This window comes from Dyella sp. GSA-30, assembly GCF_027924605.1.
Taxonomy (GTDB): domain Bacteria; phylum Pseudomonadota; class Gammaproteobacteria; order Xanthomonadales; family Rhodanobacteraceae; genus GSA-30.
Genome location: NZ_AP027042.1, coordinates 416812 through 437829 on the forward strand (window position 1 = coordinate 416812; position 21018 = coordinate 437829).

18 protein-coding genes are annotated in these 21018 nt (G+C 64.1%); 9 read left to right on the forward strand and 9 right to left on the reverse strand.

The genetic code is table 11. From position 1 onward, the window contains the following. Positions 1 to 43 precede the first annotated feature (43 nt). From QMG46_RS01890 to QMG46_RS01905, 4 genes are all read right to left on the reverse strand, one after another. A complete protein-coding gene (locus QMG46_RS01890; RefSeq protein WP_281850745.1) occupies positions 44 to 616 on the reverse strand; it encodes an L-threonylcarbamoyladenylate synthase type 1 TsaC in 573 nt (190 codons plus the stop codon). Further along, complete coding sequence (locus QMG46_RS01895; protein ID WP_281850746.1) at positions 613 to 3135, reverse strand: DNA topoisomerase I; 2523 nt, start codon at positions 3133 to 3135, stop codon at positions 613 to 615. The genes QMG46_RS01890 and QMG46_RS01895 overlap by 4 nt, the downstream gene beginning before the upstream one ends. A gap of 122 nt (positions 3136 to 3257) precedes the next feature. Continuing rightward, positions 3258 to 4388 carry a DNA-processing protein DprA gene (gene dprA, locus QMG46_RS01900; RefSeq protein WP_281850747.1) on the reverse strand — a complete coding sequence of 377 codons (1131 nt, stop codon included), beginning with the start codon at positions 4386 to 4388 and terminating at the stop codon, positions 3258 to 3260. Positions 4389 to 4466: 78 nt separating this feature from the next. Next, positions 4467 to 5609 carry a LysM peptidoglycan-binding domain-containing protein gene (locus tag QMG46_RS01905; RefSeq protein WP_281850748.1) on the reverse strand — a complete coding sequence of 381 codons (1143 nt, stop codon included), beginning with the start codon at positions 5607 to 5609 and terminating at the stop codon, positions 4467 to 4469. Between the two features lie 189 nt (positions 5610 to 5798). Between QMG46_RS01905 and def the strand changes: the two genes are divergently transcribed. The 5 genes from def (at position 5799) to QMG46_RS01930 (ending at position 11518) form a co-directional block, all read left to right on the forward strand. Next, complete coding sequence (def, locus tag QMG46_RS01910) at positions 5799 to 6308, forward strand: peptide deformylase (protein ID WP_281850749.1); 510 nt, start codon at positions 5799 to 5801, stop codon at positions 6306 to 6308. Next, positions 6305 to 7231 (forward strand): methionyl-tRNA formyltransferase, encoded by a 927-nt coding sequence (gene fmt / locus QMG46_RS01915; RefSeq protein ID WP_281850750.1) that lies wholly within the window; start codon positions 6305 to 6307, stop codon positions 7229 to 7231. The genes def and fmt overlap by 4 nt, the downstream gene beginning before the upstream one ends. Next, positions 7228 to 8523: a 16S rRNA (cytosine(967)-C(5))-methyltransferase RsmB gene (gene rsmB, locus QMG46_RS01920; RefSeq protein ID WP_281850751.1), complete on the forward strand. Its 1296-nt coding sequence runs from the start codon at positions 7228 to 7230 to the stop codon at positions 8521 to 8523. Before fmt ends, rsmB begins: the two co-directional genes overlap by 4 nt. A gap of 252 nt (positions 8524 to 8775) precedes the next feature. Then, a complete protein-coding gene (locus QMG46_RS01925) occupies positions 8776 to 10512 on the forward strand; it encodes an ArnT family glycosyltransferase (protein WP_281850752.1) in 1737 nt (578 codons plus the stop codon). Next, positions 10499 to 11518, forward strand: a complete 1020-nt coding sequence (locus QMG46_RS01930; protein ID WP_281850753.1) for a glycosyltransferase — start codon at positions 10499 to 10501, stop codon at positions 11516 to 11518. Before QMG46_RS01925 ends, QMG46_RS01930 begins: the two co-directional genes overlap by 14 nt. An 81-nt stretch (positions 11519 to 11599) precedes the next feature. On the opposite strand, the gene QMG46_RS01935 is transcribed toward QMG46_RS01930, so the two are convergent. The 4 genes from QMG46_RS01935 to QMG46_RS01950 are packed head-to-tail and all read right to left on the reverse strand — an operon-like array spanning position 11600 to position 15626. Continuing rightward, positions 11600 to 12427 carry a glycosyltransferase family 2 protein gene (locus QMG46_RS01935; protein ID WP_281850754.1) on the reverse strand — a complete coding sequence of 276 codons (828 nt, stop codon included), beginning with the start codon at positions 12425 to 12427 and terminating at the stop codon, positions 11600 to 11602. Positions 12428 to 12433: 6 nt separating this feature from the next. Beyond that, a complete protein-coding gene (locus QMG46_RS01940; protein ID WP_281850755.1) occupies positions 12434 to 13351 on the reverse strand; it encodes a glycosyltransferase family 2 protein in 918 nt (305 codons plus the stop codon). A gap of 1 nt (position 13352) precedes the next feature. After that, complete coding sequence (locus QMG46_RS01945) at positions 13353 to 14291, reverse strand: UDP-glucuronic acid decarboxylase family protein (RefSeq protein ID WP_281850756.1); 939 nt, start codon at positions 14289 to 14291, stop codon at positions 13353 to 13355. Between the two features lie 48 nt (positions 14292 to 14339). Next, entirely contained in the window at positions 14340 to 15626 is a 1287-nt protein-coding gene (locus tag QMG46_RS01950; RefSeq protein WP_281850757.1) for an O-antigen ligase family protein, read from the reverse strand. A 175-nt stretch (positions 15627 to 15801) separates the two neighbouring features. Between QMG46_RS01950 and QMG46_RS01955 the strand changes: the two genes are divergently transcribed. From QMG46_RS01955 to QMG46_RS01970, 4 genes are all read left to right on the forward strand, one after another. Further along, complete coding sequence (locus QMG46_RS01955; RefSeq protein WP_281850758.1) at positions 15802 to 16617, forward strand: glycosyltransferase family 2 protein; 816 nt, start codon at positions 15802 to 15804, stop codon at positions 16615 to 16617. Beyond that, positions 16617 to 17660, forward strand: a complete 1044-nt coding sequence (locus QMG46_RS01960; protein WP_281850760.1) for a CDP-glycerol glycerophosphotransferase family protein — start codon at positions 16617 to 16619, stop codon at positions 17658 to 17660. The genes QMG46_RS01955 and QMG46_RS01960 overlap by 1 nt, the downstream gene beginning before the upstream one ends. A gap of 161 nt (positions 17661 to 17821) precedes the next feature. Continuing rightward, positions 17822 to 19549, forward strand: a complete 1728-nt coding sequence (locus QMG46_RS01965) for an ArnT family glycosyltransferase (protein WP_281850761.1) — start codon at positions 17822 to 17824, stop codon at positions 19547 to 19549. Continuing rightward, complete coding sequence (locus tag QMG46_RS01970; protein ID WP_281850762.1) at positions 19546 to 19872, forward strand: hypothetical protein; 327 nt, start codon at positions 19546 to 19548, stop codon at positions 19870 to 19872. The genes QMG46_RS01965 and QMG46_RS01970 overlap by 4 nt, the downstream gene beginning before the upstream one ends. A gap of 181 nt (positions 19873 to 20053) precedes the next feature. Here QMG46_RS01970 and QMG46_RS01975 read toward each other — a convergent pair whose 3' ends face one another. After that, positions 20054 to 20932, reverse strand: a complete 879-nt coding sequence (locus QMG46_RS01975; protein ID WP_281850763.1) for an LpxL/LpxP family acyltransferase — start codon at positions 20930 to 20932, stop codon at positions 20054 to 20056. Positions 20933 to 21018: the final 86 nt, after the last annotated feature.

Consider the following 21018-nt stretch of genomic DNA (forward strand, 5'->3'; position numbering starts at 1 on the left):
CGATGCTCCTGGTTTTCGGTCTGCGCGCCGAACGCCGCGCCCGTCAGGGCCGAATGATAACGCCACTCACCGCATCGCGAATAAGCGTAGGCGAGGCCTGACCGCCGACCGGAGCATCGACCAGCCCATCGAGCGCTTCGCCAAAATAGGCCTCGGCCTCGGCCGCCGTGCGTGCCGGCGGATGGCCATGCGGATTGGCGCTGGTCGAGACCAGTGCGCCGCCGAAAGCACGGCACAGCGCCGCGGTCGGCTCGTGCGCGGTCACGCGCAGGGCAATACCGGCATGGCCGCCGGCGATCCAGGCCGGTACCGCCGGGCTGCGCGGGAACACCCAGGTATAAGGACCCGGCCACTCGCCGCGAATACGATCGAGCGTGTCTTCGCAGATCTCGGCATTGTCGATGTAGTGTGCGATTTGCCGGAAATCCGCGGCGATCAACAAGACGCCCTGCGTCGCCGGCCGTTGCTTCAGGGCAAACAGCCGCTCGAACGCAGCGCGATCATGCGGATCGCAGCCCAGGCCATAAACCGCCTCGGTCGGATAGGCAATGACGCCGCCGCGACGCAATAGCGCCGCGGCCGCATCGACCTCATCGCGAGCGAAACGTGTGGTCACGCGTCGCTACGCACCGCGCTCTTCTTGGCCGCGGCCTTCTTGGTGGACGTTTTCTTGGCAGCTGTTTTCTTGCTTGCCGCGCTCTTGGAAGCCGTCTTCTTGGCAGCCGTTTTCTTGACTGTGGCCTTCTTGGCCGCCGGCTCCTTGGCCACCGCTTTCTTGGCTGCGGCTTTCTTTGCCGGCGCCTTCTTGGCCGCCTTCTTGGTGGCACCACGGCCCTTCTTTACCGGCGCCGCAGCGAGCAATTCGATGCATTGCGCTTCGGTCAGGTCCTTGGGCTCCTGATCCTTCGGTATGCGTGCGTTCTTTTCGCCGTCGGTGATGTAGGGGCCGTACCGACCATTGAGCACCTGTACGCCGTTGCCGAAATCCTTGATCACGCGGTTGGCGAGCATCTCCAGCTTTTCCTGCACGATCTGCAGCGCGCGCGGCAATTCGATGGTGTACGGATCGTCCTCGACTTTCAGCGAGGCATACGTGTTGCCCTGCTTTACGAAGGGTCCGAAACGGCCCACGCCCACGCTTACTTCATCGCCATTCTCGGCCTGCCCCAGCTTACGCGGCAGCTTGAACAGCTCGATCGCCTCTTCCAGCGAAATCGTGTGCATGCTCTGGCCGGGACGCAGGCTGGCGAACTGCAGCTTTTCGTCGGTGTCCTTGTCGCCGATCTGCGCATACGGTCCGTAGCGGCCCAGACGCACCGACACCGGCTTGCCGCTCTTGGGATCGTTGCCCAGCTCGCGCGCACCCGTAGCTTCGCTGCGATCGACCGACTCGGTCTTCTCGTCGACCTGCTGCTTGAACGGCTGCCAGAAGCGCTCCATCAGCGGCACCCAGGCTTCTTCGCCGCGACTTACCGCATCGAGCTCGTCTTCCAGGCGCGCGGTGAATTCGTAATCGACGTACTGGGTGAAATGCTGAGTCAGGAACTTGCCGACCGCGCGACCCACATCGCTGGGCTTGAAGCGACGGCTGTCCAGGAACACGTACTCGCGATTGAGCAGCACCTGGATGATGTTGGCGTAGGTCGACGGACGGCCGATGCCGTATTCCTCCAGCGCCTTGACCAGGCTCGCTTCGGAATAGCGCGGCGGCGGCTCGGTGAAATGCTGGTCGGCCAGGATGTCCTGCACCGCAATCTTTTCGCCCACCTTCAGCTTGGGCAGACGACGGCCTTCGTCTTCGTCCTCGGCGCTCTTCTGGTCGCGCCCTTCCTCGTACACGGCAAGGAAGCCCGGATCGATCACGGTCGTACCGGTGGAGCGGAACGAGGCGTCTTTTCCGGCGACGTTGGCGAGTGCGAACTCCACCGACACCGTGTTCAAGGTGGCATGGATCATCTGGCAGGCGACGGTGCGCTTCCAGATCAGTTCGTACAGCTTGCGCTGGTCGTCGTTCAAGAACGAAGACACCTCGCGCGGCGTGCGCATGGCCGAGGTCGGGCGAATGGCTTCATGCGCTTCCTGCGCGTTCTTGGACTTGGTCTTGTAGACCTGCACACCGTCTGGCAAGGCCTTGTTACCGAAGTCGCGCGCGATCAGCTGGCGCAGCTCGCCGGTCGCGTCGTCCGACAAGGCAGTGGAGTCGGTACGCATGTAGGTGATCAGACCGACATTGCCTTCGCTGCCGATCGACACGCCTTCGTACAGGCCCTGCGCGATCTTCATCGTGCGGCTGGTGGAGAAACCGAGCTTGCGCGCGGCTTCCTGTTGCAGCGTCGAGGTGGTGAACGGCGGCGCGGGACGGCGCTTGCGTTCCTTCGAGCCGATGTCGCTGACCGTCAGGTGGCCGGCGGCGGCCTGCTTCAACGCGTCGCGCGCGGCCAGCGCGTCGGCTTCGTTGGTCAGGTCGAACTGTTCGAATTTCTTGCCGTACAGCTTGGTCAGTTTGGCACTGAAATCGCCATCGGGATGGCGCAGACCGGCCTCGATGGTCCAGTACTCGCGCGCAATGAACGCTTCGATCTCTTCCTCGCGCTCGACGATCATGCGCAGCGCCGGGCTCTGCACGCGGCCGGCGGAGAGGCCGCGTTGCACCTTGCGCCACAACACCGGCGACAGGTTGAAGCCGACCAGGTAGTCGAGCGCACGACGCGCTTGCTGCGCATCGACCATGTCGTGCGACAGCTGGCGCGGCTGGGCCACGGCGGCCTTGATCGCCTTCGGGGTGATTTCGGAGAACACCACCCGATGCAGGTGCTTGCCCTTGGTCAGGCCGCGCTCTTTGAGGATCTCGCTGATATGCCAGGAGATCGCCTCGCCTTCGCGATCCAAGTCGGTCGCCAGATAGATGTCGTCGGCCAGCTTGGCGGCCTTGGCGATGGCGTCGACGTGTTTCTCGTTGCGCTCGATCACCTCGTAGGCCATGGCGAAGCCGTTGTCGGTGTCGACGGCGCCCTCCTTGGGTTTCAGGTCACGCACGTGACCGTAGGAGGCCAGGACCTGAAAGTCCTTGCCGAGATATTTGTTGATCGTCTTGGCCTTGGCGGGCGACTCGACGATAAGCAGGTTTTTCGCCATGTAACGGGTTTTCCGGAAACGGGCCACCGCCGTCCTGGACGGCGGGCTCTATATCTAGTGAGACCACGTCCGCTCGATGGCTGTCAAGCTGGATCGTGTGAAACCCCGGTAGGCGGTCACATTCAGCCAGCCTCGGGTAACCGCTGAAAGCGGTTACCGGCAAGGCTTTCGACCAAACCTTCCAGTTCGAGCATCAGCAACATGGATGACAGGGCGCTGGCGCTCTGTCCCGTGCGTCCGACCAGATCGTCCATGTCTGTCGGGTCGTACCCCAGCGCCTGCAGCAGCGCGCCGTAAGCCGGGTCGCCCCGCCAGCCGCTGACTACCACAGGTGAGCTGCCAGCTCGCTCCAGCCGTTCGTTCAGCTCCAGACCCAGCGCGCGGGCGGCTGGAGTCAGTATCTGAGTCACCTCGGTGGGCGTCTCAACCAGGCGTGCGCCATCGCGGATCAGCTTGTGGCAGCCTCGGGCGAGCGGATTATGAATGGAACCGGGGACGGCGAATACCTCCCGGGCCTGCTCGGCTGCCAGTCGGGCGGTAATCAGCGATCCCGAGCACAGGTCGGCTTCGATCACCAACGTGCCCAGCGAAAGCCCTGAAATGATGCGATTTCGTTGCGGGAAGTGCTCCGCCCGGGCGCTGGTACCGAGCGGAAACTCGCTCACGACAGCCCCTTGTGCGGCGATTTGGCACGCCAGCTCCCGGTGCTTTCGAGGATAGACCACGTCCAGGCCCGTACCGACGACCGCTACGGTCGGCAGATCGGCCGCCAGCGCCGCCGCATGGGCCGCGCCATCGACGCCGTCGGCCATGCCGCTGGTGATCACGAACCCGGCGCTACCGAGCGTCTGAGCGAAACGGCGTGCCGTGGCCAGACCGGCCGAGGTGGCGTTGCGCGACCCGACAATGGCCACCTGCGGATGCAGCAGCAGTTCGACGCGCCCTGCCACGAACAGTGCCGCCGGCGGCTTGTCGATGGTTTCCAGTTGCGGCGGAAAGTCCGCGTCGTCACAGCACAGCAAGCGATGGCCGGGCTCCGCCAGCCAGGCGCGATCGGACGCCAGCAAGGACGTATCGGGCTGCCGCAGCCAGGCTCGTGCCCGTGCGGCACCACGACCGCTCGCTTGCTGCTTCGCCTGCGCGAGCGCCGCCTGGATATCGCCACCGGCCGCCGTCAGCCATTCGCGTACAGCGGCCTGCCCGAAGCCCGGTGTACGCAGCAAAGTCAGCCATGCATCGATGTTGTCGCCCATCGCTGCAGTGTATGGGCGCCGCCCAAAAGACAACGGCGCGGGATGACCGCGCCGTTGTGTCGGAACAGACCGAAATCGTTATTGCGGCGCGACGAGGTGGTCGCGGATATGCACCGGCCGCAGCCCGTCCATGATCAGGCCGTAGCTGACGCGGTCGAACGTGCGGAACACCATCACGTGGCCGACGAACTCTTCCGGCAGGTCGACGCGATGGCCGGTACCACGGTCCCAGCTGTCGCTGCGCACGTCGTCGGCAATCGTTTCGCCCGGCTGGAAGATCGAGAAAGTCTGGCCGTTTTCCACGCCGTCCTTCGCACCGATCGACAAGGCCACGACCTGCGTCGGACCGGCGGCGTCGAGTGCATCGGCGCCGGAGAAGGCCAGGACGTGGGCGTTTTCAGGCACCGACTTGGGTGCATGCGGGTAGTAGTAGGCGTCGTACGGCTTGTCGTCGACCGGCATCAGGCGATCGCCCTTGCGGATTTCCTCGGTCGAGTTGAGCAGCAGCACGGTATCGGCATCGTGGCCCTTGCGCAGCACCTCGACTTCGCCGATCACGCTGACTTCGACACCCAGGTCCTTGCCGCGGCCGTAGTGGCCATCGTTGCGGAAGTCCTCGTGCCACGGGCCCTTGAACATGCTGACATCGCTGTCGATCACGTGGCTGACCATGTCGTCATCGTGGTTGTCGACCTTCTTGTCGGAACCGAAGTCGCGATAGACGTGGGTCGGACGCACGACCGCCCAATGCTGGCCGGGCTCGCTGTTGAGCTTGCGCACGTAGATGTTCTGGCCGACGGTGCCACGCAGGCGGGCTTCTTCGAAGCCGACCACGTAAGGCGCATCGTTGACCGCGTTGGAATCCATCACGCGCATGTCTTTCAGGAACGTCTGCAGCTGCGACAGCGGGATCGCCGGTACGGCGTCCTGCTCGGTGCGCACGCGCGGCTGAAGACTCAGACGCGGGCCATTGTTCATGAAGGACAGATTGAGCACGTCACCCGGGTAGATCAGGTGCGGGTTCTGAACCTGCGGATTGGCTTGCCAGATCTCCGGCCAGAGCCAGGGCTTGGACAGGAAGCGAGCGGAAATGGCCCACAGCGTGTCGCCACGGCGCACCGTATAGGTGTCCGGGTGATCGGCACGCAACTGCGCCCCCGCAGCGTACACGGCTACCGTGACCAGCATGCCGGCCAGCAGCCCAACGGACTTTCTTATCATAAACGGGAATCCCCCATCCCCCGATGCTCGGGCGAGTGTAACCGAACAACTTATGTCCGCAACTGGCACCAGTTGGCAAAATGGTCTGCCAGCCACGGGGTTATGGCCTTACAATGAGGCACATTCTAGATCGCGCGCAGGCTTGGTTTTCACCAATTCGCCCGCATTTTTGCGCGCAAAGGTGACCTTATGACGACGCTGACCATCCTTGAATTCCCCGACCCGCGGCTGCGCACCGTCGCCACGCCGGTCACCGTGTTCGACGCCGAGCTCAAGCAGTTCGTGGCCGACATGTTCGAAACCATGTACGCCGCCAACGGCGTGGGCCTGGCCGCTACCCAGGTCAACGTGCACCAGCGCGTGCTGGTGGCCGACATGAGCGACGACCGCAACGAGCCCATGGTACTGATCAACCCGGAAATCCTGGAAAAGGACGGCTCGCAGGTCTATCAGGAGGGCTGCCTGTCGTTCCCCGGCATCTATGCCGACGTGACCCGCGCGCTCAAGGTCAAGGTCAAGGCCAACGATGTCGACGGCAAAGAGGTGGTCATCGAGGTCGAAGGCCCGCTGGCCGTGTGCATCCAGCACGAAATGGACCATCTGGCCGGCAAGGTCTTCGTCGACTATCTCTCGCCGCTGAAGCGCTCGATGCTGCTCAAGCGGATGGACAAGCAGCGCAAGCAGGCAGCCAGCGCTTGAGGCTCGTTTTCGCTGGCACCCCCGAATTCTCCGTCCCCTGCCTTGAAGCCTGCCGCGCCAGCGGCGCCGACGTGGTGGCCGTCTACACCCAGCCGGACCGCCCGGCCGGCCGCGGCCGCAAGCTGACGCCCAGCCCGGTCAAAGAGGCCGCGCTGGCCGCCGGCATTCCGGTCGAGCAGCCCGAGTCGCTCAAATCCGCCGAGGTCCAGCAGACGCTGGCCGCCTATCGCGCTGATCTGATGGTGGTGGTGGCCTACGGCCTGATCCTGCCGCGCAAGGTTTTGGCCCTGCCGCGCCTGGGTTGCTGGAACGTGCACGCCAGCCTGCTGCCGCGCTGGCGTGGCGCCGCGCCGATCCAGCGCGCGATTCTTGCCGGCGACAGCGAAAGCGGCGTCGGCCTGATGCAGATGGAAGCCGGCCTCGACACCGGTCCCGTGCTGCTGGAGCGGCGCACGCCGATCGAGCGCCAGGACACCGGCGGCAGCCTGCATGATCGGCTTTCCACGTTGGGCGCTGACGTGCTGGCCGAAGGCCTGCGGCGTGTCATCGCCGGCGAAGCGCTGGTCGCTCGTGCGCAACCCGACGAAGGCGTGACCTACGCGCACAAGCTGGACAAGGCCGAGGCCCGGCTCGATTTCAGCCGCACCGCGCAGGAGCTCGAATATCAGGTCCGCGCCTTCGACCCCTGGCCGGTGGCCGAGGGCGAGATGGCCGGCGAGACGTTGCGCATCTGGTCGGCGCACGCCGTGGAGCAGGCGCATGACGCCATGCCCGGTACCGTGGTCGCTGCCGGTCGCGAAGGCATCGACATCGCGTGCGGCCAGAACATCCTGCGTGTCACTGCCGTGCAGCGTGCCGGCGGCAAGCGTATTACTGCCACCGACTATCTCAATGCGCGGCCCGAACTGCGCGGGACACGATGAACGACACACGCGCTCTTGCCGCCCAGGCGCTGGCCGATGTCGCCTTGCGCGGCGTCTCGCTGCGCGAAGTGATGGAACGCCAGGCGCCACGCCTGCCCGATTCGCGCGACCGCGCCCTGCTGATGGCGCTGGTGAGCGACGGCGCGCGCTGGTGGCTGCGTTTCGACGCGGCGCTCGATCGCCTGCTGGAGCGTTCGCTGCGCGAGAAAGAACCGCGCATCCACGCCCTGCTCGTGTTGGGGCTGGTGCAGCTGGAAATTCTGCAATTGCCGGCTTACGCCGCCGTTGCCGCCACCGTGCAAGCTGCCCGCGAGCTCAAGCGCCCGCAGCTGGCCGGCCTGGTCAATGCCGTATTGCGCCGCTGGCAGCGCGAACGCGAGCAACATCTGGCCGCACTCGATGCCCAGCCGCGCACGCGCCATGCGCATCCGGCGTGGCTTGCCAAGGCGATCGTCAACGACTGGCCGGACCAGGCCGACGCCGTCATGGCTGCCGACAACCGCGAGCCGCCGCTGATGCTTCGCGTCAACGCACGCCGCGCCACGCGCGATGCATTGATCGAACGCCTCCAGGCCGCCGGCTACGAAGCCCAAGCACACGATTGGCTGCGTGACGGCATCGTGCTGCCGCACAGCAGCGATGTGACGCGTATGCCGGGCTTTACCGAAGGCCTGTTTGCCGTACAAGACGGCTCGGCGCAAGTTGCCGCCGATCTGCTGGATGCGCGGAACGGCCAGCGCGTGCTCGATGCCTGCGCAGCACCGGGCGGCAAGGCCTGCCATGTGCTCGAACGTGCCGATGTCACGCTGACCGCGTTGGAGTTCGACGCGCATCGCGCCGAACGCATCACGCAGAACCTGGATCGCCTCGGCCTTTCCGCCCAGCTGGTCATCGGTGACGCCGGCAAGCCGGATGCGTGGTGGGACGGCCAGCCTTATGACCGCATCCTGATCGATGCGCCGTGCTCGGCGACTGGCGTGTTGCGCCGCCGGCCCGATGTACGGCTGCATCGTCGCGATACCGATATCGCTGCGTTGACCGCCCAGCAGCGGCGGATTCTCGATGGGTTGTGGCCGACGCTCGCCGTCGGTGGGCGATTGGTCTATGTCACCTGCTCGCTGTTGCGGGCGGAGAACGAAGCGGTGATCGAGGCGTGGCTCGGCGCACAGAAAGATGCGCATGTGGTGGCGTTCGAGTTACCGGTCGGGCAGCGGGCCGCGATCGGTTGGCAGGTGTTGGCGGGTGATGGCGATCTTGATGGGATGTATTACGCGGCGATCGAGAAGCGCTAGGCCTCGACTCGAAAACCTCAGTTTTTCCTATCGTCATCCCGGCGCAGGCCGGGATCTACTCCTCAGTCTTCGCCTGTCAGGAAACATATGGCAAGCATCCGCGCTTGAGGAGTGGATTCCGGCCTTCGCCGGAATGACGAGTAGGAGGTGGTTTTAGGGGCTCCCTGAAGTTGCTCAGCCCTAAGCCTCCACAAAGAGCTCCCCAGGCGCCTCCATGTACTATGCCGGCCTGAGACTCTCACGATCTTTCGCATGTACTCATCCACGCCAGCCACCTCCAACGATCGCCGCACCTTCTGGCTGATGCTGCTGTTCGCCATCGTCGTGATCGGTGCCGGAATCGGCTTGCGCGATCCCTGGCCGTCGGACGAACCGCGCTTCACGCTGGTCGCCAAGCACATGGTCGAGAGCGGCGACTGGCTGTTCCCGCATCGCGGCTCGGAGCTCTACTCCGACAAACCGCCGATGCTGATGTGGCTGGAAGCGGCCAGCTACCTGGTCGTGCGCAGCTGGCGTGTCGCCTTCCTGCTGCCGTCCCTGCTCGCCGCGCTGGGCAGCATGCTGCTGATCTACGACCTGGGTCGCCGTCTGTGGAACCGTCGCGTCGGCATGTATGCCGGCATGGCGCTGCTGATGTGTTTCCAGCTTGTCTACCAAGTCAAACGCGCGCAGATCGACCCCCTGGTGGTGTTCTTTATCACCGCGGCGAACTACGGCCTGCTGCGGCACATGCTGCTGGGACCGAACTGGCGCATGTACTGGTTCGGTTGTTTCTGCGCAGGGCTGGGCGTCATCACCAAGGGCGTCGGCGTGATCGCGCTACTCATGCTGATTCCCTATGCAGTGGCCGCGCGCTGGCGCTGGAGCGGCATGCCCGCGATGGGACCCGGCGCATGGTGGCGCTGGCTGCTCGGCCTGCTCGCGGTGTTGATTGCCATCGCGTTATGGCTGGTACCCATGCTGGTGACCGCGTACACGCGCGGCGGAGCCAATCCGGAGTATCTGGCGTACGTCAACGACATCCTGTTCCGCCAGACCGCGGGCCGCTATGCACATGCCTGGCATCACGTGCATTCGCCGGTCTATTACATCCCGATCCTGCTCTTGAGCTGGCTGCCTTTGTCGCTGACCTACCCCGGTACATGGCCGCGCTGGTGGCGCGCGCTCAAAGCCAAAGACGCGCGCATTCTGCTGCCGCTGGGATGGATCGTCTTGATGCTGCTGTTCTTCAGCGCATCGCCGGGCAAGCGCGACGTCTATATTCTTCCCGCTGTGCCGATGCTCGCGCTGATTACCGCGCCGTATCTAGACGAACTGCTGGCAACACGTTGGCTGCGCAGCCTGGGCTTGGCGTTTATCGGCCTGCTTGGCGCCGCCATGCTGCTGCTCGGCATCTACGCGCTGGCGGCGCACCCCAAGTTTGCGGTCGCCCTTGCGACATCGCGCGGTTTCGACGAAGGCGAAAATTCACTGTGGTGGATGTGCATCACCATCGGCGTGCTGCAGCTGTTGCTAGTGGCGATCTTCCGGCTCAAGCGTGCCGTCTGGGCCGTGATCGGCGGTGTTGCCGTACTGTGGCTGGTGTGGGGTTTCTGGGCGTCGCCGCTGCTCAACGATTCGAGTTCGTCCGCCGGCCTGATGCGCGATGTACGCAGCAAGCTCGGCCCGCAAGATGAGATCGGCCTGGTCGACTGGACCGAGCAGAACCTGCTGATGCTCGAACGCCCCGCCGTCGATTTCGGATTCAAGCAACCCACGCGCAAGCAATACAGCGCTGGTGTGCAGTGGCAGGCGCAGGCGCCGGCGACGCGCTGGCTGTTCGCGCAGGACGGCGCACTGGGCGACTGCGTGCTGCGCGACAAGGCGATCGATCTGGGCCACGCCAACCGTCGCCAGTGGTGGCTGTTCAAGGCCGACGCCGTGGTGCCGGGCTGCGTGCCGAGCCAGGACGATAATCTGCAGGTAGACCCGGACAATGCCGAGCAATAAGCGTTGCCAGCTGATCGCTCGCGACAATGGCGCAGGGCTCAGCCGTGACCTGCAGCGGCTCGCCGAAGCGCTGCGCGAAACCGGCCATACCGCGGACATGCTGGGATTACCGCATCGTGGCCGCTTCGCCGAATGGCTGACGCGCCTGAAACTGAAAGGCAAAAAACCGGCTTTCGACGTCAACGTGATGCTCGAACGCATCCGCCCCGAATTCATTCCTGCCGCCACATGCAACGTCGTCATACCCAACCCCGAATACTTCCGGCCGGAAGACCGTGCGGCGCTGGGCGCGATGGACGAGGTGTGGGTCAAGACGCGCCATGCCGCGCGCCTGTTCGATGCACTCGGTGCGAGGACACGCTTTATCGGCTTTGACAGCGAAGATCGCCTGCTGCCCGATGCACCAAAAAAGCAGGCGTTCTTTCACGGCCCGGGCAGAAGCGGCAACAAGGGCACAGCAGCCTTGCTGCAGCTTTGGGCGCGTCATCCCGAATGGCCGACGCTTACCGTGGTCTGGCGTCGCAAACGCGTGGACACCAGCGATATGCCGGCGAACGTCAGGCTGGTGCGCGAGCATCTGGACGATGAGGCCTATCGTCGGCTGCAGAACGAGCATCGCTTCCATTTATGTCCATCGCAGACCGAAGGCTATGGCCACTACATCGCCGAAGCGATGAGCTGTGGCGCCGTCGTGGTGACGCTGGATGCGGAGCCGATGAATGAGCTGGTGACCGATGAGCGTGGCGTGCTGGTTGCCGCGCATGCGGCGGGGGCACAGGATCTGGCGACGTTGTATGCGTTCGATGACGTGGCGATGGAGGCGGCGATCGAGCGGTGTCTTGGTATGGATGAGGTTGCGGTGGCTGCCTTGGGACAGGCTGCGCGGCGATGGTTCGAGGAGAATCGGGCTGGGTTTCCGGTGCGCTTGAATGAGGCGTTGTCCAAGCTCCAGAGCCCCCCTCACCCTAGCCCTCTCCCCCGGCAAAGCCAGGGGAGAGGGGACTGACTGAAGTAGCTTCAGAGTTTCGCGCTGTCGCTCCCTCTCCCCTGGCTCTGCTGGGGGAGAGGGCTGGGGTGAGGGGGGCTTTTACGCCCCAAACTCCCCAATGTGCCCATCCATCCCGCGCTCACAACGCGTAATCTTCTGCTCCACCGTTGCACGAAACAGCCGGTTGTTCGGCAGACTCATATCGTCCACATCCGGCTGTGCACGCGACGGATGCTCCAGATGCAACGCCAGCGCGCCCCACTTCAACTGTCGCCGCTTTACCCCGGCATTGCCCAGGCGTGCGGCCAACTCGCGATCTTCCGCGCCGTAACCTTCCATGCGCTCGTCAAAGCCGTTGACGCGCAATAGATCCTCGCGCCAGAAACTCATATTGCAGCTCATCACGCGGCCGCCATTGCGACCACGCGCCTTCCAGCGCGCCAGCGCCGGCTGACGAAACGCATACAGACGCTTGATGCCATCGAAGACATGGAAATCCGCCGGCGTCCACGGCGCAAACACCGGCTTGCCGCCGCCGAGCAAACGCGCTGTTTCCCGTTCGGTAGTCTTGATCCGGCCGCCCTGCAGAAAATAGCCCGGCTCGGCCAGCATCAGATGATCGGCGACAAAGTCGCGATGCAGCACCATGTCGCCATCGATCAGGATGATGTACTCGCCTTGCGAGGCGACGAATCCGCGATTGCGCGCCCGCGCCGCGCGAAAGCCCAGATCGTCTTGCCATACGTGACGTAGCGGCACGGGAAACGTCGCCGCAAACCCCGCGACGAGTTCCGCCGTTTCCGTGGTGGACCCGTCATCGGCGACGATGACTTCGCTCGGCAGCGTACGTTGCGCTGCAATGCTTTCCAGCACCCGTCGCAATGCCGCCGGCCAGTTATAGGTAAGTACGACGAGACTGGTCTTCATACGCGGTTATTTTTGCTTGCTGCGTGCGCCGCGCGACAAAATCGCGATCGCTCGCTCCAGCCGCTTCCACCACACCGCGGGGCCACGCAGTGCGATATCCGCATACATGCAGGCCTCCTTCCAGGTCGGCTGGCTGCGCGACTTGAACTCGTGCTTGACCAGGTCCAGGGCATGAATGTCCAGCTGCATGCGCTGCGCGTAGTAGTTGATCAGGCAGCGCGAGCGGAACTGGGCCAGGAATTCGCGTGCCTTCTTTTGATCGTGCCACCAGCCGTTGCGGCCGTGAATGCGGTAATCCACCTGCCCCGTCGGCAGAAAATATTTCTTCGCCCCCAGCACGCTGGCCCCAAACACCAGGCAGTTGTCGGCCGAGATACGCCACTGCGCGACAAACTCGGGCGGCAGGTCCAACACTCGCTCGGCCAGCCGGCGACGCAAGGCCAAGGCCGAGGTCGGTGCGCCATACCAGTGCGCGCGCACCCAGGTGCCCAGCACGGTGTAGCCAAGATCGGTGGCCCGTTCGGCGTAACCTTGCCGGCCGGATTCGTTGCCGATCAGTTGGACGTCGGAGAAGACGAAATCGATATCGTTGCGTGCGTCGAAAACCTCGCCGACCTGGCGCAGGTAATCCGGCCCCCAGCGATCGTCCGCATCGAGAAAGCACACGATGTCGCCCTTCGCCTTGGCCAACCCACGCTGGAAGGCGGTGAGCTGGCCGCCGTTCGGCCCAACCACCAGATTTACTCGCGCATCGTCGCCATAGTGCGCCTGCAGCAGGTCCACCGACTCGTCGGTGGAACCGTCATCCACGACGATCACTTCCAGCGGCGCGCGACTCTGCGCCAGCGCACCGTCGACCGCTTCGAGTACGAACTCGCGATAGTTGTAGTTGGTGACGACGACGGAGAACGTCAGCGCGGCCATGTTACTGGCCCAGCAATTGGCGGAAATAATTGATCGTTTCGCGCAGGCCGTCGTCGATATGCACCTTCGGTTCCCAGCCGAGCTTTTCCTTGGCCAGGGAAATATCCGGCTGGCGCTGGCGCGGATCATCCGACGGCAGCGGCTTGAAGATCAGCTTGGACTTGCCGCCGACCATCGCGATGACTTTTTCCGCCAGCTCGCGGATGGTGTGCTCGTGCGGATTGCCGATATTCACCGGGCCGACGAAATCGGGGCCCGTTTCCATCGTGCGAACCATTGCCTCGATCAGGTCGTCGACATAGCAGAAGCTGCGCGTCTGCTGGCCATCGCCGTAGATGGTGATGTCCTCGCCCTTGAGCGCCTGCACGATGAAGTTGCTCACCACGCGGCCGTCGTTGGGATGCATGCGCGGGCCGTAGGTGTTGAAGATACGCACCACCTTGATCTCCAGCGCATGCTGGCGGTGATAATCGAAGAACAGCGTTTCGGCGCAGCGCTTGCCTTCGTCGTAGCAGCTGCGGATGCCGATCGGATTGACCCGGCCCCAGTATTCTTCGCGCTGCGGGTGCACTTCCGGGTCGCCATAGACTTCGCTGGTCGACGCCTGAAGAATCCGCGCGCGCAGCCGCTTGGCCAGACCCAGCATGTTGATTGCGCCGTGCACGCTGGTCTTGGTGGTCTGCACCGGGTCGTGCTGGTAGTGCACCGGCGAGGCCGGGCAGGCCAGGTTGAAGATGCGGTCCACTTCCACATAGAGCGGAAAGGTGACGTCGTGGCGCATCAGCTCGAAGTAGCGATGGTCGAGCAGATGAACGATGTTCTGCTTGCTGCCCGTATAGAAATTGTCCAGGCACAGGACATCATGGCCATCGCGGATCAGTCGATCGCACAGATGCGATCCGAGAAAACCCGCACCACCGGTCACCAACACTCTGCTCATTCACCGTCCCCGTCGCCGCGCATCAGGCGCAGCGGGTTGTCGTTAGGTTCAACGGTGAATGATATCCGCCCTGCCTTCAGCGCGCTTGCGTAGCTCCAGGGCGATGGCCAGGGAGAACGGCAGCCAGACCAGGATCCAGCCTGGACGCGGACTATCGAGCAGCTGCGGCATATCGAGCTGCAGCACCACCGACGCGTAGATCCACAGGCCCAGCAGAATGCGCCCGCGCATCGTGTGCCGGAAGCGCCAGCCCTGCCAGCCGACCATCAACCACATCGCCACCGTCAGCAGCAGTCCGGGCAAGCCCAGCTCCAGCGTCACCTGGGTCAGCAAATTATGGCTGTGCGTATACGCCAGCCCGGCGACCCACAGCGTGATCGGCGTCCCTTGGCCCAGACCCAGCCAGGGCCGCTGTGCAATCTGTTGCAACGACGCTTCCAGCAGCTGCGGACGCAGCGACATGCCGCGCTCGGTCAGCAGATGCAAGGGCGCCGCGATGGCCAGCACGACCAGCAGGCCGGCCATGACCATCAACCACCGGCGCAGTCGCAGCGACTGCCAAAGCGGCGCCAGCACGACACAGATGCCCAGCGCCAGCCATACGCCTCGCGTATGCGTCAGACCGACAAAGGCCAGCAGCAGCGCGATCGCCACCCAGCGCAGGATCGACAGATGACGCGTACGCAGACGCAGCTGGGTCATCCAGATCGATACCGCACCCATCAAGGCGGCGGCGTAGTTGGTCGCGGCAATCGTGCCCTCGCCGGCAATGCGGTCGGACGAATCGGGTTGCAGCAGAAAAAGCACGCAATAAAAACCGGCGCATAGCGCCACGCCGATGCCGCCGATGAACAGCAGCATGCTTACGTAGTCCTCGGTATCGGAATCCCACAACTGCCAGGCCAGCACAAAGGTCATGACGCTGAGCAGACGCCCAAACTCGTCCCCCACATGCCTTAAGTGAGCCCAGGCCAACGACAACGTGGCCCAGGCCAGCATCACCAGGAACAGGCGAAACAGGGGCAGCGGCCATAGTTCGCGCCAAAGGCGGCCGCGCTGGGTGCAGGCCAGGCACAACGCCGGGAGATACATCAGCAGGATCAGGCTGCCCTGATAGATCTTGCCGGGGTTGAACGAAGCACCCGCCGGCATGACCACCATGCCAAGCAGCATCCACAGGATGCCCAGGCCCAGGAGGTAACGCCAGCTCTCACGCTGAGTTACAGCGGCCCGCCAGGACGCGAGCACCGAGGAACCACGCGAGGCCTCCAGACCGGCCCGCGCTTCCATCAACTCGCGCTGGCTTCCTTGCGGCGAAAGGACTTGCTCGCTCATTCCTGCAGACATTCCTGGCACCGGACCCCTGGCCGTTAAGTATCTCATTCAAGACGGTTAATTCGCAGCGAATACTGCGCGAGGAGACCTGAAAATCAGCCGACCGCGAAATCTTGCCATGCCGATTTAACGCACCAAATCACAAATTGGGTGACCTGCGGCTAGAATTCACGCCATGCCGAAGCTCCCGCTCACCCTCGTCGTCATTACCCACAACGAGGCAGAAAACATTGCCCGCTGCCTGGATAGCGTGCCATTTGCGGCCGAGAAACTCATTGTCGACAGCGGTAGCGAGGACGATACGGTCGCCGTCGCCCAGGCCCATGGCGCCCGGGTGGTGCATCAGGACTGGCTGGGATTCGGCCCCCAGCGCAACGCAGCGGCCACCCATAGCACTCACGACTGGATCCTCGCACTGGACGCCGACGAGTACCTTTCGCCGGAGCTGGCCGCCGAGCTGGCCGCGCAGCTACCCGGGATCATGGCCGGCGACAGCCCGGCCGTGGTCCTGCGCCGCAGCACCATCTACATGGGCCGGCCGATGCGCTGGTATCGCCCGGCCATGGGCGAAAAGATGGCACGGATCTACCACCGCGACCGCGCGCGCTGGGCTGATGTACGGGTGCACGAATCGCTGCGCTACGAAGGCCAGGCCCCGGTCATGCAGGCGCCGTTCAATCACGCCAACAATCCGACCCTGGTGCACAAGCAGCTCAAGGTGCTGCGCTACTCGGAGCTCAAATGCCTGGACTGGCTGGACAAGGGCAAACCCGTGCGCATGTGGCAGGCGCCGTTTGTTTTCTTCCTGGCCTTTATCAAGGACTATCTGCTCCGACTGGCCTTTCTCGATGGTTGGCGCGGTTTCATGATCGCGCAGACCGCCGCCAGCTATGCGCTTTATAAACGCATGCGCTACTACGAAATGCGGCATAACCCGGACTCCGTGCGCATGGCCAAGGCCGCCCTCACCCGCCACAAGATCGACCGCTGATGCCGGACTCCCAAAAAAAGCACTACTTGCTGTACGGCTCGGAGCGCTACGCGCTGGCGATCCTGCGCCCGATCCAGGAAGCGATCCGCGCACGCGGACACGAGGCTGCCTGGTTCTTCGACGGCCCGGGCGCCGAGGACCTGGTCGAGGGCGAGCGCCTGCTGACTGTGCAAGAGGTCCGCGCGTGGAGGCCGATCGCCTGCATCACCTCGTCCAACCATCTGCCGCACTTTTTCCCGGGCGTGAAGGTGGAAACCTTTCATGGCTTCGATGCCGGCAAGCCGCGACATATCTATATCCGTGGCTTTTTCGACCTGTACTGCACGACCGGCCCGCGCGACACCGCGCAGTTTCAGGCACTGGCCGACAAGCTCGGCCATTTCAGCGTGATCGAGACCGGCTGGCCCAAGATCGACCCTTTCATGAAAGAGATCGCCGGTGCCTTGCCGCCCGTGCGCCGGCCCCCGGTGATTCTCTATCACTCCACTTTTTCGCCGTCGTGGAGCGCCGCGGAAATCCTATATGACGAGGTCAAGCGCCTTTCGCGCGATGGCCTCTGGCGCTGGATCGTCACCTTCCATCCGAAGATGAACCCCGAAACCCGGGCGCGCTACAAGGCACTGCAGAACGAATACCTTCAGTTTGCCGAGAACGACAACATCCTCGAACTGTTCCCGCAGGTCGACATGATGTGCTCCGATACGTCCTCGGCGCTGAGCGAATTCCTGTTGACCGGCAAACCGGTGGTCACCTTCAAGAATCGCCGCCCCGGCCCGCAGTTGATCGATATCGACGATCCCGCGCAGTTCGAGCCGGCGATCGAGCGCGCGCTGGCACGTCCGCCGGAACTGATGCAGGCCATCGCCGATTTCGCCAACGCGATCCATCCCTACCGCGACGGGCATTCGAGCGAACGGGTGCTCGATGCCATCGATACGTTCATTGCCCGCGGCGGGCGCAATCGCCGGCGCAAGCCGGGGAACTGGTGGCGCAAGCTCAAATTGCGGCGCCGGATCGGGTATTGGGGACGCGCGGGCTATTGAAGGCCCGGTCACCCCAACCCGAACCCCACCCAAACAAAAAGCGCGCAAACACGCGCTAACTCACTGATCCCTTCACTCAACCTGCACGCTTCATCGCGCGTTGCAGGTATAACCCTCTCCGCTAGGGTTAAAATCCCGTCATCTCCAGGAAGAGTCTTACCGTGTCATCAAGCGCCTACAGTCGTACCGAACACCTGCGGGCCCTATGGCCCTGGCTGCCGCTATGGATTGTTATCGCGCTCATTGCCATGTTTTCACATGGCCCGATGCCGCTCTACTCCACCCGTACGCTGGCCGTCGCCTGGGAAATGTGGAACCAGCACCACTGGCTGGTGCCGCATATCAATGGCGCCCCGTACAGCGAGAAAGTGCCGCTGCTGTTCTGGATGATCCACGCCGGCTGGTTCGTGTTCGGCGTCAATGACGTATGGCCGCGTGTGCTCGAAGTGGCCTTCGGCGCGATCGAACTGATGCTGCTGGCCACGATGGCCCGCCGCCTGTTCCCGAACCGCGCCTGGGTGGCCAAGGCCGCGCCGTGGATGCTGATGGCGCTGAGCTACGCCTTCCTGTTCGGCCTGCAGATCATGTACGACGTGCTGCTTGCCGTATGGGCCTTGGCCGCACTGCTTTGCCTCACGCCCAAGGGCACACGACAGGAGCCGCGCTGGCTGCTGTTCGGCCTGTGCATCGGCCTGGGGCTGCTCACCAAGGGCCCGGTGATGCTGGTGCATGTCGTGTTCCCGTGGCTGCTCGGCCCGCTGTGGAGTACCTGGGCGAACGAAAACCGTAGCCGCTGGTATGGCCGTGGCGTGCTGTCGATTCTGCTTGGCGGCGTGATTCTGCTCGCCTGGGCGTTACCGGCCGGCTTCAGCGGCGGCGATGCCTATCGCCAGAGGCTGTTCTTTACCCAGACCGCCGGCCGCGTGGTCAACGGCCTGCAGCATGCCGAGCCGCTGCAGAGTCATGCGCGACCGGTGTGGTGGTATCTGCAGTGGATTCCGGTATTGATGTTCCCGCTCGCCGCATGGCCGCGTGCACTGGTTGCCCTGGGCGCGTTGCGCAAGCCACTGGAGCCGGGCCTGCGTTTCGCGCTGTGCTGGCTGATCCCGACCTTCATCGTGTTCTCGCTGATCAGCGGCAAGCAGTTGTACTACCCGCTGCCCGAGCTGGCCTGCGGCGCCCTGCTGCTTGCCGGCGCGATCGCCGTGCTGCGTGAAAAACATCCCGCACTGGCCACCAACGCCTGGCTGGGCACCTGGATTCTCGGCGTCGGCGGCCTGCTGCTGGCGGTGTTCCTGTTCGTGCTGCCCAACCTGGTCGCCAGCGATCGTCTGCATGGCGAGTGGTTCGATGGCGCCGCATCGCATAGCCGCGTCTTCAGCGTGGCCTTTGTGCTGCTTGGCGCCTTGCTGCTGCTTCGCGGTCGAGGCGAAACCCGTCGCCTCGCGGTCGCCGGCCTGATCGGCACGCTCGCGCTCAATTCGCTGTTTACGCTGACGCTGTGGCACAAGTACGACCTGCGCCCCGTGGCGCATCTGCTGGCGGCGGCCGATGCCGAGCATCGCGCCATCGCCTACGTCGGCAATTACGAAGGCCAGTTCCACTTCGAAGGTCGCCTGACCCAGCCCGTCCAGGAGCTGAAGGACGACACCGAAATACAGGCCTTTGCCACAGCCCATCCCGACGGCTTGATCGTCGTGCCGGTGGGCACGTTGAGCAGCAACGACCTGCGTTACCCGCTGCTGGTCCAGCCGTTCCGCTCGTCATGGCTGGTCACCTGGCCGGCCACGTCGCTGGCCGCGTTGCGTGCGGGCCATGCACCGACAGAGCCCAGCCAGCCGACCCAGGTCTACCAGGTCAACGATTGGCGCAACCGCACCCTGCCGTGAACGACACCCTGATCGCCAACCTGCGCACGCAGTGCGGCGGCCCGCGCGACGGTGCGCTACTGCGGTTTGCCTTGGGCAATGCGTTGTTGACCGCGGGCGATGCGGCGACGGCTGCCGAGGAACTGCACCGCGCCGTCGAGTTCGACGCCGGGTATACGGCTGCGTGGAAATTGCTTGGGAAGGCGGCGGCGGCGTTGGGTGATGCGGCCACTGCGGCAGACGCGTGGAAGCGAGGGATCGAGGCGGCGCAGAAGCACGGCGACAAGCAGGCCGAGAAGGAAATGACGGTGTTTCTGCGACGGCTGGATAAGCCGCAAGCCTGACGTGCGCGCCCTCCCCTAACTCGTCATTCCGGCGCAGGCCGGAACCCAGTGGGCTCAGTAATCGGTTTTCGCCGCTTCGTACAAAAAGCGTTTCGTGTGTCGCGATAAGCGATGCGCATCGCCACTAGATTCCGGCCTTCGCCGGAATGACGGGTAGGAAGGGTGTCGGTCGTAGTGGTGGTCAATAAGGACTAGGCCGATCACTCCGCGTATAGCGCTTGTAATGCCACTGATACTGCGTAAACGCCAACTCCACGCACTGCTCCACACCGCGGTTAAGCGCCGTGCAAGCCACCGCCAGGTCGCTATCGACCAACCCGTCCGGCGCAGGCACCAGGTGAATACGAAAACCCTCGCCACGCGGCAACCGCTCGGCAAACGCAAACAGCACCGTCGCACCGGTACGCGCAGCCAGACGCGGCAGCAACACCATCGTCTCCGCATCACGACCGAAGAACGGCGCCAGCTGACCCTCGCCTTCGCGCGGCTTCTGGTCCGGCAGGATTCCCACGGTGCCACCGGCCGCCAGACGTTTGTACAAAGTGCGCACGCCCGCGCCTTCGGCACGCACCTGCTCGGGCGCCAGCGCACCGCGTGCCTTGCGCAACAAGCCTTCGACCGCCTCGATGCGCGGCGGCCGATACAGGATCGCCATCGGCGTCTTGCGGCATAGCCAGTAATTGAGCAGTTCCCAGCAACCCAGGTGCGGTGCGGCGATGATCACGCCCTTGCCGCTGGCGAGCGCCGCGTCGAACACATCCTCGCCACGCACTTCGCGCACCAGTGCCAGCGCACGCATGGGGTCGCTGCCCCAGATCTTGGCGATCTCGGTCACCGATTTGCCGCTTTCGATCATCACATCGCGCAACAACGCTGCCCGCGCCTCGGCGCCAAGCTCGGGCCGCACGATGCGCAGGTTGGTCGCCGTATGCCGCACCATCCGCGCCTGCCGCCACATCGACACGTTGCCGATCCAGCCGCCGATGGCATGCAAGGTGCGCAGCGGCAGCAGGCCGAACAGGCGTAGCAGGAGGTAGAGAAGGTAGATATCGGGACGCATGCTTTATTCGAGAGGGGTTAACAGCGAGGAGCAAAGGCCAGATAGTACGCGACATGGCAATCCGATCGCCGCCCAACCCCCGCCTC